Here is a 16,833-nt window from a genome sequence, read left to right as displayed (position 1 = left end):
TCGCCGGGGCGAAGGTTTTCAGGAGGCTACCGAAACGATCCGTTCAGCGGACCGATCAGTGGCTGCGGTTGCGGCGACGGCGGGCGAGCAGGCCGAGGCCGGCCATCGCCAGGAGGCCGACGCTGGTGGGTTCGGGGATCGCGTTGATCACGTTGAGGTAGATCGAACCCTGGTCCTGACCGAAGGTGTAGTCCGTTCCGTTGACACCAAACGGGGTGCCATTGAACGTCAGGCTCCAGCCGGCACCGATGTTGGTCGCCACCGGGCCGTCGTCGACGACGTAGTCGATCAGGTCGTACTTGCCGGGGTTGAGGTCGCCGGAAAGGACGTTGAGGTTGATCGTCGGCACGGCGGCAACGGTGCTGACGGCGGCCGAGTTTGCCACCTTCAGGATGTCGCCGAGCGGATCAGCCACCCCACCGTTGGGCGTACCCATGTGGTAATCGAGCGTGGTGGTGTCGGCGAGCGTGACCACGCCGGCGGTCGACAGGTCGCCGGGCAGGCCCGCGTCGCCGGGGGCGATGTGGCCGAGGGCGGCGGTCGTGATCGGGCCCGCGATGCTGCCGCTGCCGGCGAGGGTCGCATTGGCGTTGACCGTAACGGCCGTCGCGGCGAGCGAACCGACGCCACCCTGACCCACCTGCAGCGTACCGCCGGTGATCGTTGTGGCACCGGTGTAGAGGTTGGCACCGGTGAGGGTCCAACTGCCGCTGCCGGTCTTGTTCAGCGCGCTGGTCGCCGTGCCGTTGTTGCCGAGGACGGCCGCAAAGATGTTCGCGCCGGTGTTGGTACCGGTCAGCGTCAGGGTACGGGCCAAATCGACGGCACCCATCGCGACGACCGCCGTGCTGGCAATGTTAAGTGTCGCCGTCGGGACAGAGCCGGAGGCATCGAACGAGCCGGCCGACGAGATCGTGAACGGACGGTTGGTGCTTTGCGGCGTCGCACCGGTGTACTGAAGAGTACCACCGCTGAAGACCAGGTCGGCGGCCGAGCCGGCGACCGAGCCGGTGCCGATACTGCTGGGCGTGTTGATGTTGGCGAGGGAAGCAACGTTCAGGGCACCGGCGGTGATGGTGGTCGGGCCTGTGTAGGTGTTGGTATTGGTCAGCGACCACGTACCGACACCACTCTTCTGGACGCTCAGGAAATTGGTCACGGTCTGATCCTGAACCAGGCCGCTCACGGTACCGGTCGAGGCACCGCTCAGGATCAGGACGCGAAGGTTCGTATTCGGGGTGATTGTTCCGGTCAAGGTCAGGTTGCCGCCGGCCGACTGGATCTGCGTCGAACCGCCGCCGCCGGTCAGCGTGAAATCGCCGTTGATCGTATTGTTGCCGACCAGATTAGTGATTCCGCCGTTGCCAGTACCACTGCTCGTGGTGAACGAGATGTTGCTGGCAAGATTGATGGGGCCACCGGTACCGTCGAGGATCAACGTTCCGTCGGTGGTCGCGAAGTTGCTGATGACCGTGACCACCTTCGGTCCGACACCCAACGAACTGCTGTTGGTGACCGTCAGGCTGCCGGCGGTCACCGGCGTTGCGGCGTTGAGCGTCACGTTGCCGGTGAAAGTGTTGATACCGGTGAGTGTCAGGTTACCGGTGCCAAGCTTGACGAGTGCGCCGCTGCCACTGATGACGCCACTGAGGGTGTCGTTGGTGGACTTGTTCACCCGTAGCGTGCCGGCGTTCAGGATGTTCGTGCCGGCCGGCAGCAGGCCGGTGGCCGACCCGTTGTTGGCGGTTGCACCCAACTGCAGGATGCCGGCGATGATCGCGGTATCGCCATTGTACGCCTGACCATCATTCGTCAGAACCAACGTGCCTGTTCCGAACTTGGCCAGTGATCCGCCGGTGCTGGTCAGAGCAGAAGCGTACGTCACCGTATTGCCAACTGTGTCGATGTAGAATGGCTGGTTCGCGGTCGTCGCGAAGCGGCTGGAGTAGTCGGTCGTGTTGGTACCGCCATGCTGGAGAATGCCGCCGCCGAAGGTGATGTTGCCGGTACCCGCACCAGTGCCGAGTGAGCCGGCGAGAGTCGCCGACAGTATCCCGGCGTTGATGGTCACCGGTCCGTCAAACGAGTTGGCGGTGTTGCCGAGGACCAAGATACCCGGGCCGGCCTTGGTGATTCCGACCCCGGCGGCACCACTGACCACTCCACCAATCGTTGTGGTGTTGGTCTGACTATTCACGTTGATGGTTCGAGTGGATGACCCAAGGGCGACGGTACCGTTAAGGGTGACGCCGTTCCCGGCGATCGCGGTCACACCCGACAGCGATCCGAACGTCACATTGCCGCCCAGCGAGACCGCGTTGGCGACGGTGCGAAGCGTGCCATCGCTCAGCAAGGCAGTGCCGTCGGACATGGTCAACGTACCAGTACCGAGTGGGCCGTTGGTGACTACAGCACCTACTGTAGATGGCGTGCTGCTGTTGGCGAGCATGATGGAGCCGGCCGTCAGATTGATGCCGCCCGTGAACGCACTGCTCCCGGATTGACCGAGCGTCATGTTGTTCGTCGCCGCTGCGGTACCAGCGGCCGACAGGGTGACGGTGGTGGGACTCGTGATGGCAGTGATGGTCGTTGCAGCAGGGATATTGGTCCCCGTAATGGTCTGTCCGACGGAGAAGATGCTCGAGGAGGGCACTGTAAGTGTGGTGGAGGTGGCCGTCGTGGCACTGCTGATGTAAGTCGCAGCGCCCAGGACCAGGATTCCCGGCCCCGTCTTGTTGACGGCACCGGTAGACACGATCGGCGCGGCGAAGTTCAGGCCCGTCGGTGCCACGCCCGAGACATCAATGTTGGCACCGGTAGGAAGCGTCACGGGGCCGCCGACAATCAGGGGAACCGTTGCCGCGTTGTCATTCACGACTGTGACGGCGTTCGTCGACGTCAGCGTCAGGCCAGACGCCTGGGGAGTGGAGATGCCGGGGGCGAGAATGCCGCCGCTGTTGTTGAAGGTCACGCTTAGCAGCGTGTTCGCCCCGGTCATTGACAATCCGCCGCCGCCGTTGATCGTGAGGGGGTTTCCGGATGCGATGTTCCCGGCGACGGTCGAGTGCACGGTCGAGTTATTGATCGTAACACCGGTCGCGACATTCAATGGGAAGCCGGCACCGACCGGGCTCGACAACGTAACGCCCGCTCCGCCATTGACGACCGTGCCACCGGTGTAGGCGTTGGTACCGGCAATCGTGAGATTGCCGGCGAAGCTGTTGGCGACGAGCCGAGTGAGACCGCCCGAGCCATTATCCTGGATGGCCGAGTTGATGGTCGCACCACTGCTGTGGACGTAAAGAGGGATGGTACCTGTACCGGTGCCGCCGGCCGTGAGGACACCGGGGATCGCGGCACTGCCAACGACGGCGGTGCCGCCGGTGAGGGCCAAGCCACCTGCGGTGAGATTGAGCTTGTCGGCCGCAGCGGTGAACGCGAGCGTCAGGGTCGTCGTACGCAGCGCCAGAACATTGTAGTTCCCGCCACCAGCCGGAAGCGTCGCGGTCATCGCGATGATGGTACCAGCGTTATTGGCAACGCGAACATTGGACGTCGCTGCACTGGCGGGCATCGCTACAGCGGCCGTGGCTGAGGTCGTACTGATGTCGTACTGGTTCTGTACGATCGATCCGAGTACGCCGGTATTGCCGTTCATCGTTGTCACGCCCCACGCGGTGCCGTTGCTGCCGGTGGTTCCCGCACTGACGTAGGTGACGAACTCGCCGTTGTTCGCGATCAGGTTGGCGGGAAGAATCTTGTTGGTGATCGTCGCGGGAATCGCAACGCCGTTAAGCTGGCTCAGGAACAGGCTACTGTTGTTCATGCCCGGCGGGTTACCGAAGAAGCCGCCGTTGCCGCCGGTCAGGTTTACAGTGGCATCGGCGTTGACAACAAGGTTGCCGATCGTCAGTGCACCGTAGCCACCGATCGGGGCCTGCACCACATTGATGGTGTTGTGACCTTGAAGTGCGTAGACGGCCGCGGTGGGGGCTGCGATTGTTGGGACACCGACGCTTTGCGTGGTGTCGGTGCTGCCACCAGAAGTCATGGTCAGGGTGCCGCCGCGGAGGTTTACCGGCACGTTCGCCGGCACGCGCTGCGGATTGAGGTTCGCGAGCGGCGTCAGTCCGCTATTGTCGATGTTCAATCCGGCAAAGGAGAGGTTGATCGAGCTTGTACCGTTGATGGAGCCATTGTCGAGCAATGTCAGCGTGTTGGCGCGGACGTTGGTGGCACCGGTGTAGGTGTTGGCATTGGTCAACGTGTAGGCCAGGTTGGCCGTCTTGGTGAACGACAGGTTGCCCGCAATCACACCGCCGAACGTGTGGGCACCGCCCAGCAACGCGGTAAGGCTGACCGGCGTCACGGAGGTGTTGGTGATGGTTCCCGAGCCGCCGGAATAGCGCTGGATGGAGTTGGTTCCGAACAGAGAGCTGACGATCTGGTTGTTGCCGTTAAGGTCAACTGTAGCAGTCGGGCTGTTGATGCCCAGCGCCTGTACTGTCGGACTACCGGAAGTCAGTCCGACGAACAGGGTGTTATCGCCGCCATTCAGAATAAGGGTGCCGTTGTTGACGTGAGTAATGCCGTTGATCAGGCTCTTTCCCGTCACCGTCAGGGTGCCGGTGCCAGTCTTGGTCAGGCTCGTTCCGGACAGTGCGGCCGTCACATTTGTGTTGCCCAGCGTGTGGAAGAACATACCCGCGGTGGCCGCGAGTCGATTGACATTGATCCCGGTGTTGCCGGTGAAGGCCAGAACACCACCGGCCGTGAGGGTCTGCGTGATCGGCAGGCCTTCACGAACGGCGGGGAGCAGTCCAGATACCTGCGAAATCCCACCCGTTCCGGAAAGCGTCAGGCTGTTTACCGTAGAGCTGGCGAACGAAGTGACGGGCGTCGCCAGGTTGAAGTTATTGGTGTTCGTGGTGCCGGTGCGGAACAGCGAGGCATCGGCCATTTCGGCCGCGGCGAGAGGCCGCAGGAAGTTGGATACAGAGTCTTTAACGATGAAGCCGGTGCCCGTGCCCGAGACAGAGGCGTCGCCGAGCATATCCGGGCGGATCGACATCGTGGTGGTGCCGTTGGCACCGCCGCCGCCGGTCCCACCAAGGGCGATCGCGCCGAGGTTGAAGTTGGCGTTGCCGGGCCCGGCGGTCGCGGCCAGGCCGCGCAGTACGCCGGTGCCCTGGCTGATGCCGCCCCACGTCGTGCCGACGGTGAAGGTCAGCGATTGCGCGGGGTTGGCCTGAAGGGTGATCACGGCCGGTCCGTGGACGTTGGTCGCACCAAGGTTCACAACGCCGACCGCTTCGTTCGTCGGGGCACTCGAATTGCCGATAAGGGTGAAGTTACCGCCAGCGATTGAGAGTGTAGTCGCGGTTGTGGCACCGACCGCGGTCAGGCCGCCGAGGCGGTTGTCCAGGTTGCTTCCGCTGTTGTCTAGCGTCAGCGTACCCGTGGGCAGGACGGTGGTGGCGGTAAACTTACCGGATCCGGCCGGGCCGCTGAACGTCACGCCGCCCTGGCTGACCTGCAGGTTGTTGGTGGTCGTGCTGGCACCGGTGAGGGTCATGGTGCCGCCGCCGATCTTATTCACCTGGAACGGATTGAGCTGTGCATCGGTCCAGCGGGCGAATGTGCCGCTAAAGGTCGTGGTGCTGACTCCGTCGAATCCGACATTGAGTGTTCGGCCGGAGGGAACGCCGCCGGCAGGCGCGACCGCAGCGACGTTAATCACAGTGCCTGCGCCGGAGAGCGAGCCGATGGTTACGTCGGTATTGTTGAGGTTGAGGAACGTACCGGCCGCAAGGGCGTAACTCGAGAACCGGGAACCGGGGGCGGTACCGCCGGCCAGGCCGCTGTTACCCAGCGAGCCAAAGCTGATGCCACCGGCCGTGACCGTCGTCGCGCCGGTGTAGGTCTGCTGTGCGTTGAGTTGCAGGACGCCGCTACCGATTTTCTGGATTCCGCCGGCCGAGCCGGTCCAGCCCTGGACTGCCAGAGTCGCCTGGAGTGGGGCGACCGCGACGTTGTTGACGAGGATCTGGCGGATATCGAAGGTCTTGACACTGCCGCCTGTATCGAACCGGCCGAGGAGGGTGGCCGTCGTCTGCACGTTCGACGAGTCTGCGACGACGCCGGAGGCTCCAATGGTCAGCGTGCCAGTACCGATAGCGCCCAGACCGCCGATAAAGCTGTTGACTGTGGGAGTTGTCGTGCCGCCTGAGTTGTTGAACACCAAGCCGGCGATCGTGTTGTTGCCGGTGAAGCTCAACGCCGACGGGCCGTTCAGAGTGACCACGTTCGCCGAGTTAATCGTTCCAGGCGAGGCCTGACCGGCGATGCTCTGCATGAGCGATCCGCCGTTGAGGACGATTCCGCCTGCAGGAATGACGCCGCCCGTCCCGACCGCGACGGTGCCGTTGTTGACGACCGTTCCGCCGGTGTACGTGTTCGCGCCGAGCAGCACGATGCGGTTGACGCCGGCGGTGACGACGTTGGGCGAGGTGCTGGGAGCATCGCTCGAGGATGTCGTGACGACGGTTCGGACCGCTGTCGCACCATTGTTGGCGATGACAGCGCTGATGTTGGTCTGGCGATTGTTGTTGTTGCCGCCATAGGGCAAGTGGTAGAGGTAAAGATCGTTTCCGCCGACACCGTTGGCAAAGCCGCTGGTGATCGTACCGTTCGAGAACGTGTTGAATGACTCGTTGGTGTTGAGGGCCGAGATCAGTCCGCCGCCGAGGACATTAAGCGTCCGACCGTTGAGGTTGACGGTGAAGGTGCCCGCCGCGTTGGTGTTGAGCGCGAAAGTGTTGATAGAAAGCGTCCCACCCGCACCGAGGGTCGCGCTTGCGGTTGCGCGGACATTGTCCGTCGTCAGGGGGGCACCGGTCAGGGCGTTGGTCGCGTAACCGGCCGCCCCACCCGCGTTCAACTGAGCAACGCCCAGTCCCGGAATGTAGGTGGCCCATTCGCGGTCTTGAATGAACCAGGGCGCGATGATGTTGTTTGACAGGCTCACCCCGCCGATCAGCAGGTTGGCGGTGTTACCGATCTGTCCGTTGGCGGCGTTGACGCGGAGTGTTGATGTCGAACCAACGGGGCGCGCGAGCGACGCAATGTTGAGCGTCGCGGAGTTGATGCCACCGCCGCCCCCTGCGTTGACCGAGATAAAGTTCTGTCCGCCGCCGAGCGTGACAGTACCGAAGGACTCGGTCGATACGGTCTGGATTCGGCCGTTGTAAGTGAGGGTTGAGTTGCGAAGGGTGATGGGGACCGACCCGAGCCGGCCCGAGAGGCCCGCGGCCTGCGTGTTATCGAGCGTGAGTGACGCGTTGCTGACGTCGATGGTCGACGTCGTCGCGAGCGAGCCGTAGTCGCGGAGCGACACGGTGCCGCCGTTGATCAGCGTACCGCCAGTGTGAGTCTGCGGCGTGTAAATGGTGAGAGAGTTGAGGCCCGTTCGGTTGAAGAACACGTTGCCGGTGATCTGGCCGGCCCAGTTGCGGGCAGCGTTGTCAGAATTGCTAACGAGCGTGGCTTGCCCGACGGCCGAGTTGGTGATCGTGCCGCCGGCGGTGACGGTGTTGGCGATTCCATTGTAGGTGCCATCGGTAAACAGGCCCTGGACGTATTGGCTGCTTCCGTTGAGATCCAGTGTGCCGCCGGGGTTCACCACCAAGAAGTTGTTGGCGCCCAGCGTGTTCGTTCCGCCACTCAGCCGAAGTGTGCCTCCGTTCACCACGGTCTGCATGGCGAGCTGGTTGGCACTGACATTGGCCAGAGCGGTGATGGGGAGCGTATTAACCGGGGTCGCCAGGACCAGAGTGCCCGCGCCCGCCTTGATAAGGCCGGGAGCGGACCCGTTGCCGCCTGCCATAACACTCGAAATCGTGAGCTGGGTGGTGTTGCCGGCGGATTGCGGTGTCCAGACGCTCCAGGGGGAGAAGGTGTTCGGGGCTGACATCACGCCGCCGCTGATCATCGACGTCACGTTGTTACGGACCAGGATGCCGCCGGACTGGTTCTGCAGTTGAGCGAACGCGGTACCCGCGACAGGCGATGCCAGTGCGATCGAGCCGCCGGTGTCGAACGTGAGGGAGTTGATGCTCGCCCCGGCCTGTGCGGCCAGCGCGGTATTGACGAACATGTTCAGGTTTGCCGTGATCGCGGTTCCCGTTGCGGACATTTCCGTAGCCGCCAGGGGACGGAGCGATCCAATAAAGGTCGTTCCGCCGATGGTGGCGAAAGACGTGCCGACACCGGTCGTGCTGGTGTCGACCAGCGCCCAGGGCAGCAGACCCTTGGCTGTGGTCGCGTCGGCACCGTTCTGGCCCGGGAAAGTCCAGGCAAACGCCGTGTTCGACACGGTTGCAACGCCAGCGCCCGCGGCCGAGCCGAGGGACTGGCCCCGGAAGAGCACTGAGGTACCGCTCGGTGCCGTACCAGCGTTCTGCGCGGCCGCCGGATTGATTGCCGCGGTCATCGTGAAGGACAGGTTCGCGCCACCCGTGCCGGCGTCGATCGTGACGACAGACCCGCCGCGGCCGAAGGTCGGTTGACCAAGCGTTTCGGTCACCGCAGTCGCACCGCCGACCAGGTTAAAGTTGCCGCCCGTGAGTGTGAACAGCCGGGTGGGGCCGCCAAGGCGGTTGTTTGCTACGGTGCCGGAGTTGTCGAGCGTCAAAGTGCTGCCCGGGAGCACCTGAGCCGCAGGAGTGCTGGCACCGACCACGCCGGCCCCGCTGAAGGTCAGGTTGCCGGCGAAGGCCCGAATGCCGTTGCCGGAGGGGGCGGCAGTCGCGGACTGGATGTTGAGGGTGCCGCTGCCAATCTTATCGATCGTATGAACCAGCGAGATCGCGCCGCCAGTGACATTGATGTTACCGGCACCGCCGTACACGACAATGTGTGCCTGCTGATTGACGCCGCCGGTGAGATTCAGGGTGTTGCCCGCGTCGGCGCTGATGCCCCCATCCTGATTGGACTGAATCAGACCGGACCAGGTATTGGTCAGGGCGTTGCCCACGCTCTGGAGTTGGCCGCTCCAGTTGATTCCGCCGGCATAGAGGTTGTTGGTCTGATGGTTGAGCGTGAGCGGGTTGGCAACGGTGATGCCGCCAGCGATCTGTACAACCGCGCCGCCGGGGTTGTAGACGACGATCGGATTAGCCGCCGCACCCGCCGCCGAGGCGTTGGCAAGTTGTAGTGTGCCGGCGAGCACGGCAATGCCGCCTGCCTGGCCCTGCCCCAAAGTGTAGCTGCCCGCGGTCCAAGCCGAGTTGTCGGCGTTGAGGACTAACGTGCCGTTGCCGGTCTTGACGAGTGTGGTCGTCGCGCTGGTGCCCGTGAAAGCGCTATTGAGCGTCAGCGTGTTGCCGGCGGTCACGTCGATCTGGTTCCCGGCCTGATTGAACTGGAATGTGCGGCTGCTGGCGAACGTGCCCGTGGCGCGGAAGCCCGCGTTGGCCGAGATATAGGTCAGCGTGTTTGTCGCTGCGGCGGTGGCGTTTGCCGACAGTGTGCCGGTCGTTGCGGTCGGAATTGCGGTCAGAGTGGCCGCGTTCGGGACATTCGCCCCGAAAACCAACTGGCCGACTGAGAGCGTCGCGGTACTGGAAATGGCCGTCAACGCGTTGCTGGCGTTGGCGGTGGTCGTCGCCAGGGTGATGAATGTGTTCGGAGTGTTCAACCGGACCACGTTGGACGCGTCGCCCAGAGCGCCGTCGCTTGAAGCGGCGAGGACGCCCGCTGTCACATCGATAAGCCCGCCGTTGAAGGTATTGCCGGAGTTGGTCAGGGCAACCGTACCCGCGCCGGTCTTGGAGATGCTCCCACCCGTCAAGACGCCCGACAGCGTCAGTCCCTGCACCACATTCGAGTTGGATGCCGTCGTCGCGTTAAGTGTCGCCGTCACATCGAGTGTCACCGGCGTGGTGATCTCGAGCCCATAGCCGTTGGCATTGGCAACGGTCAGGTTGGTAAGAGTGTTCGAGCCGGTCGGCGCCAACTGAATGGTTTTGTTCGCCGCAGATGCGAAATATGGCGTGAATGTGTTCCCGACTCGGCCGATTGAAACCGTACCAGAGCCGTTGAGCGACCCCAGGGTGAACGCGGTGATGTTCTGCTTTTCACCCGATCCGTTGCCATCGTTCAACAGTTGAAGGGTGCCGCCGGACAAATTGATCGTCTGGCCGGCGAGTGACGTCGGCGTTTCAGGGCGGAGGTTGCCCGACAGAAGGCTAATCGAACCGGAGAAACCCGCAGTGTTGGCCGCGAACAGCACCGTCCCCTTGGCGGCAGCGAATGTGCCGATCGTCGTCGAAGCGACGGCAAGCGTGCCGGAACCCGTAAGCGGTCCGCTCAGACGAATCGTCGCACCGGGGTCGGTGACTGGCGTACCGCCGGCGATCGCGTCGAACGTAAGCGTCTTGGTCGCGGCAATGTCGATCGTACCGCTGAGCGTAGTAGTAGCGGCGTTGACGTAGCTGGTGATGGTGCCGCTTTGAACGGCAGAAATTGCATTGTTGTAGGTCGTGCCGCCAATGACGGTATCGATTTCGAGATTGCCGCCGTTGAGCGAGACGCCCGCCGACCCGATCGGATTGAACGTACCGGCGGCGCTGCTGCCGACAAGGCGAACGGATCCCGCCTGAATGTCGAGCGAGGTGGTCGCTCCCAGGGCGTTCGCAACCGTGGACTGGTTGAAGACGAGGCGGCCGGTGCCGAGCTTAGTTAGCGTGACAGGAGCTCCGCCGTCGCTCACCGCGCCGTCGAAATAGACGTCGGGGGTGTTGTTGAGCGTGACCGTGCCGGCACCCGAACCCAGGGTGACGGCACCGGTACGGATCGCCTTACCGGAAGCGCCGGTCACTGAGAGGTTGGAGCCGGTCGCGAAGGAGGCTGCACCCAACCGCACCTGCGTGAACGCGACGCCGTTAAGGTTGATCGTTGACGTGCCGGCGACGTTCAGCGCGTTTCCCATCGCGATCGCGTTTGATGCACCGGCGAGGGTGTTGGACTCGGCTTCGAACAGCGTGTTAGCGACCGAGCCTACGAGCGTGTCGGTGGTCGGCACATCCAGGCCGGCGGTCGCGCCGCGGTAGTTGAGAGTCTCGGAGCCCGTGCTGCCACTGTTAACATAATCGACTCGAATGTCGTGCAGGCCGGCCGTCAGGTTGATGGTCTGCGAACTATTTGCGGTGACGGCTTTTGGCCCGTCATTGTTGATAACCAAGGCGCCGTCGATCCACAGTCGGCTGCCGTCGTCAGACGCGGTCGTGAAGATGTACCCGCCGGCGTTGGTGATCGACAGTTTGCCGAGCCACTGGACAGCGGTGCCTGCGGGGATGGTGCCGGTGCTCGCAGCACTAAGCGATGCATCAGGCGTACGCACGCTGGTGGCGGTCCCGGAAAAGTTGATGTTCGAAGTGTCGGAGTTCGTGCTGGCAAAGACGCGTCCGGAGATGCCGAGCGCGGCAGTGTTGGCGACCGGCGTCAGGTTGAGCGTCCCGCCGTTGAGGGAAATCGCCCCCGTACCTAGCGGATTGTTAACACTCACGGTGCCCGCACTTGAAGCGCTGCTAATGGCGGCCGAAAGCGAGCCGGCGTTGATCGTGGTCGTACCGGTGTAAGTGTTGCTACCGCCGAGTGTCAAATTCCCAAGACCGGTTTTAGTCAAACCGGCCGTGCCGCCGATGACGGAGTTAATTGTCGCCGTTTCGCCGGCATTGGTGACCTGCACCGGAGCCGCGGTCAGCGTCAGCACACCGCCCCCCAGCGTGTAGCCGGATGCGTCGAAGGTCAGGCCGCTCGCCGAGACACCGGCACCATCGATGGTGACCGCGCCGGACGGCGCGCCGAACACGGCGATCAAATTGTTCCAGGTGAAGTCACTGGCACCGTCAGACCAGTTGGCTGTGGTGGCGGCGTCCCAGGTTCCGGGCCCGCCGGAGGGCGTCAAGGGAGTAAGGCCGGGATCCCAACGAAGCTGACCGTAGGAGGGAACCACGCTCATGATCGCCGATGCGGCTGCAGCCGACAGGGCCATGACATGCTTGATTCGACGCTTGAAGCTCCGCTCGACGCGCATTTTCGAAGACGACATGCAATCCTCCAGCCACAAGCTTCCACTTGTGGTTTCTTCCTGCTACACGACAGCTGGACTTGAACTAACTGAGATGTACAACCCGAAATGCGAAGGGACGGATGCCAGCCGAGACCTTCGCCAAATGCGTTCATACGATATAACGGCCGCGGATGCACGCGAAAACATCCGTGGGTCAACGCCTAGGCAATGTCCTTATCAACGCCGTGACCTGGCGTCGTCGACGGTCTATTGGCCCGCCGCAGGACGCGGGAAATCACTTAAGTGTTTCATCTAATTGCGTCGTCCTCACTCCGTTTGCCGGCCAACTGCATGCCCTGGGAGTTCTTTCGTACTGGCAGGCATTTAGAGGATTTTCTCAATTCGTCACAGGCGGAGCAGAACGGTAGCCAGGTCAGCAGCATCGGGTCGCCTCTCACTTAGTCGTCCATCGTCGTCGACTAGTTCCATGCCGACGGCAGACTGGCGGAGTTCCTTGGAGCCAAAGCGTTAAACTGGGGGAAAACGGAAGAATGGGAAGCCATTTCCGGATGCAACGACCGGGCTTCACGCAGGAAGGTAGAGCACTGCGTCGCGGCGTCAGACACTTGGCCCGTCACGTATTTGCCACCTATCGTGGTCGAATGTGGCCACGCCCGTTCAGCCGAACAAACGTCTGGCCCCCCGCCGCTCCCAACTTGGCTCGTGTGTCGCTGATCTGCCCCCAAACCGACTTGCCCCCCAAAACCTTCAAACAACCATGAGCTGGGCGGGATTCGAACCCGCGACCTAGCGATTAAAAGTCGCTTGCTCTACCAACTGAGCTACCAGCTCCGCACGCAGACCCGCTAAACGCCCGGCCTGCGAGGGCGTGGAATCATAGGCATTTGTCGGCGGCACTCAATGGCAGTGGGGGGAAATGCGAAAGTTGAAAACCGAAGTCGGAAAGTTTGCACAAGTGGCGCTGATCAGCAGTAGCGAATCGTCCGGGCTTGCTCGCCGCCACCTGGTGCCGGCGTTCGATACTCGCATGGCGCGGCGGATTGGCGGATCAGCGCGATTCATCCAGCAGTCGCAGCGTTGTCGGATCGGGTTCGCCTTCGAAGAAACGTTCCAGCAGGCGGCCGAACACTGAATCGAGGCCGGATACAGCCGCGAACAGCGTCGCGCTAGATCGGAGCTTCATGTCGTCCGGCGAACCGAAGATCTCGTTCGCCGACTTTCCCTCGACATCGAGCGCGGCGCGGGAACATTCATCCAGCCTCGGGCCGAGCAGCGGGTGCTCAAGATACGCCTCGGCCTCGGCCCAGCCTTTGATCGCAAAGTGTCTCGACGTCTGGCTCGTGCCCAGCCCGGCGATCTGGGGAAAGATGAACCACATCCAGTGCGACCGCTTCCGCCCGGCGCGGATCTCCGCCAGTGCGTCGGCGTAAATGGGCTCCTGCGCTTCGATGAAGCGGGAGAGATCAAATCGCTGGTCCGAATCGCTCGTCATGACTACGCCACCGTCGGCTTCTCCGCCGACTGTTCGCCGGGAAGCTTGTAAAGGTGGCCGTACTGCTTGAACCATTCGACGAACCGCTTAAGCCCTTCCGCAAGGCTGACGCTGGGCTTGTAGCCGATCTCGCTGCTGGCGCGGGTCAGGTCGGCGAAGGTGCGTTCGACATCGCCGGGCTGCGAAGGTCGCTTGTCCAGAATGGCTGTCTTGCCGATGGCGCGTTGCAGTTCTTCGACAAGATCCTTGAGCGTGACCGGGTCGGAACCGCCGAGGTTGTAAACCCGATAGCGGTCGCAGTGCTCCAGGGCTTTCATGATGCCGCTGACGGTGTCTTCGACAAAGGTGTAATCGCGGCTGGTGGTGCCGTCGCCGAAGAATGGAACGGGTTCGCCCCTGGTAATCAGCCGAGTGAACTTGTGAATCGCCAGGTCGGGCCGCTGCCGGGGGCCGTAAACGGTGAAGAACCGCAGGCAGAAGGTGGGCATTTTGTACAGGTGCCAGAACGTGTAGCAGAGCAACTCGCCGGCCCGCTTTGTGGCGGCGTAGGGGCTGACGGGCTCGTAGCCGGCGTCTTCCTCCTGGAACGGCACCTTGCTCATGTTGCCGTACACGCTTGAACTGCTGGCGAACAGGAACTTCTTCACCTTGTGCTTGACCGCAGCCTGCAGCAGGTGCGTGGTGCCCTCAACGTTCACGCGTGCGTAGTACGCGGGCTGTTCGATGCTCGGCCGCACGCCCGCCATCGCGGCAAGATGCAGGATCGCCACAGGCTTGGCCTTGCCGACCAGGCGGTCGATGGCTGCGCCGTCGGTGATGTCGATTTCCTCGACGTCGATCCCGGGGCCGACGCTCTTGAGGTTCATTTCCTTCCACGATCGGTCGTAGAAGTCGCAGAAGTTGTCCACTCCCACGACCTTATAGCCGAGGTCGATCAGCGCTTCGGCCGAGTGGGAACCGATAAACCCGGCGGCACCGGTAACGAGAATGGTCTGGCCGTTCATAGCAAATCCTGCAAGGCGACGCTTACGCGTCGGGTAATCCGTCCGGGACATAGCGTCCGATAAATCGAGAACTCTGCAAGTGGGATCGGACAGATGTTGGGGAAATCTTGAAGAGACCTTTGTCACTGGTCACTGGTCACTGGTCACTGGTCACTGGTCACTGGTCAAGGTGTAGCAGCCGGACTTGGCCGGTGACAAGTGACAAGTGACAAGTGACAAGTGACAAGTGACAAGTGACAAGTGACAAGTGACAAAGGCCAAAGGACAAACGCCCCGCTTCCGTTTAGACTCCCGCCATGCCCGATGTCGGATCTGATCAGCGTGCCGTTCCCGCTCCGCCGGCTGCGATGGCCGACGCCAAGCCGCGCCCCCATCCGGAAGGCAGCGTGAAGGATACGGTCGAGTCGATCCTCGTCGCGTTCATTCTCGCGTTCGTGTTCCGTGCGTTTGTCGTCGAGGCGTTTGTCATCCCGACCGGGTCGATGGCGCCCACCCTGCTCGGGGCGCACATGCACTTCACCTGTGCCGACTGCGGGTACAAATACACGGTCAACTACCCCACCGGATCCGACCTGAGCGTCCCGCCGAATGCGCCTCAGAAGCTGAACTTCGGCATTTACTGCCCGAACTGCGGCTTCTCGGTGCCCGCCGGGCCACCGGGCGCACAGCCGGTACCAGATACGCGGAATCAGCCCCCAGTGCACTACGGCGACCGCATTCTGGTCCTGAAGTACCGCTACCTGATCGCCGAGCCCCAGCGGTGGGACGTGGTCGTCTTCAAAGCGCCGGACGTCGTCGAAAACGCGGCACGTTATACGACCAATTACATTAAACGGCTGATCGGCCGGCCGGGCGAAAGCGTGATGATGGTTGACGGCGACATCTACGTCAGCACGGCCAAGCCTCCGGGCGACCTGAACGACGATCTGATCCGCCGCGAGTACTACAAGTCCTTCAATATCCAGAGCAAGCCGAACCACGCGCAAGAGGCCCTGTGGCGAGTGGTTTACGACAACGACCACCTGCCCCACCTGGCGGACAACATCCGGTCGCAAACGCCTTGGAGGCAGCCCTGGCAGATCGACACCACCGGTACGGTCCCTTCCGCTCCGAACGCCAACGGATGGAACGTCGGCCAGGATCCTGCGGTCAACGGGCGGACGCGCGTTTTCACCTTCTCCAATAGCGCCGCCGGCGGGACGATCCGTTTCAACCCCGACGCCAACCCCAACCCCGAGGGTGCCGGTCCTTCAAGCCGACGGCAACCGTTCGCGATGACCGACTTCCTGGCGTACGACCAGGTGCGGTCCAACCGCGAGGGCACGCTTTTCGCACAGTCCATGGTGGCAGAGGAACGCAACACCGTGACCGACCTGCGGCTGACCTGCTTCTACACCCGCCAGGCCGGCGATGGCGCATTCGACATGACGATGTCGAAACGCAGCGACGTGTTCGTCGCCCGACTGACGCCCGGCAAAGCCCAGATCATCTGGAAGCGCGAGAACGGCGACACCGTGAAAACCTATCCGCCAGTGGATCTGCCTGGCCTCGGCGTTGGAAGCGGCCCGGTGCGCCTGGACCTGACCAGCGTCGACTACCGCGTATCCCTGCGTGTCGATGGCAAGGAAGTCGCCAGCACCGGCGACGACTTCAAACCGACGGGCGAAGCGATCGCCAGGCTGGTGGAAGCCGAACACCTGGGTCGCCTCGCCGGTGCCGAGCCGCGGGTGGAAATGTCTGCCGAACGCCAGACCTGCAAGCTGGAACACGTCTCGCTCTGGCGTGACTTGTTCTACGTCAATGACGAAAGCAAAGGACGCATCGGCAAGGCGGCGAGCCCGCGGAACATCATGGTGCTCGGGGACGACGAGTTCTTCGTCATGGGGGACAACCCCTGGATCAGCTACGACGCTCGCGCGTGGGAAAAACCCGTAGAACTGGCCGGCGAAGGCCTGGAGGTCGCCGCCGGCCGCGTACCCCGACGATTCCTGCTGGGCAAGGCGTTCTTCGTGTACTGGCCGGCCGGCTATCGCCCGCCTGGACTGAGCTGGGGGCTGATCCCGAACTTTGGGGAAATGCGGTTTATTCACTGAGTCGGGGACTAGCCACGAATCTCACGAAAAAGGAACGAATCGTTGGACGAACGCCAAGACGCCGAGAACCCAGGGAGAGGTAGCGTTGCGTTCACTTCCCTTCGTCCATCCCTGATTCGTGCTTTCTTCGCGAGATTCGTGGCTAAGTCT

General features: G+C 62.8%; 4 protein-coding genes and 1 tRNA gene. 1 reads left to right on the top strand and 4 read right to left on the bottom strand.

Annotated elements, in window-relative coordinates:
- Positions 1-55 precede the first annotated feature (55 nt).
- The 4 genes from IPV69_RS02955 to IPV69_RS02940 all read right to left on the bottom strand — a co-directional run bounded on the left by IPV69_RS02955 (position 56) and on the right by IPV69_RS02940 (position 14,590).
- Positions 56-12,112, bottom strand: a complete 12,057-nt coding sequence (locus IPV69_RS02955) for an autotransporter-associated beta strand repeat-containing protein (RefSeq protein WP_206293423.1) — start codon at positions 12,110-12,112, stop codon at positions 56-58.
- A 740-nt stretch (positions 12,113-12,852) separates the two neighbouring features.
- Positions 12,853-12,925, bottom strand: a tRNA-Lys gene (locus IPV69_RS02950).
- Between the two features lie 217 nt (positions 12,926-13,142).
- A complete protein-coding gene (locus tag IPV69_RS02945) occupies positions 13,143-13,586 on the bottom strand; it encodes a DUF1810 domain-containing protein (protein WP_206293422.1) in 444 nt (147 codons plus the stop codon).
- A 2-nt stretch (positions 13,587-13,588) separates the two neighbouring features.
- Positions 13,589-14,590 carry an SDR family NAD(P)-dependent oxidoreductase gene (locus IPV69_RS02940; protein WP_206293421.1) on the bottom strand — a complete coding sequence of 334 codons (1,002 nt, stop codon included), beginning with the start codon at positions 14,588-14,590 and terminating at the stop codon, positions 13,589-13,591.
- A 296-nt stretch (positions 14,591-14,886) separates the two neighbouring features.
- Here IPV69_RS02940 and lepB point away from each other — a divergent pair, with 296 nt between their 5' ends.
- Complete coding sequence (gene lepB, locus IPV69_RS02935) at positions 14,887-16,683, top strand: signal peptidase I (protein WP_206293420.1); 1,797 nt, start codon at positions 14,887-14,889, stop codon at positions 16,681-16,683.
- Positions 16,684-16,833 lie beyond the last annotated feature (150 nt).

Origin of the sequence: Humisphaera borealis (assembly GCF_015169395.1) — a bacterium.
Lineage (GTDB): Bacteria > Planctomycetota > Phycisphaerae > Tepidisphaerales > Tepidisphaeraceae > Humisphaera > Humisphaera borealis.
The sequence above is the reverse complement of the archived record's forward strand: the minus strand, read 5'-3'. Positions and strand labels throughout refer to the sequence as shown.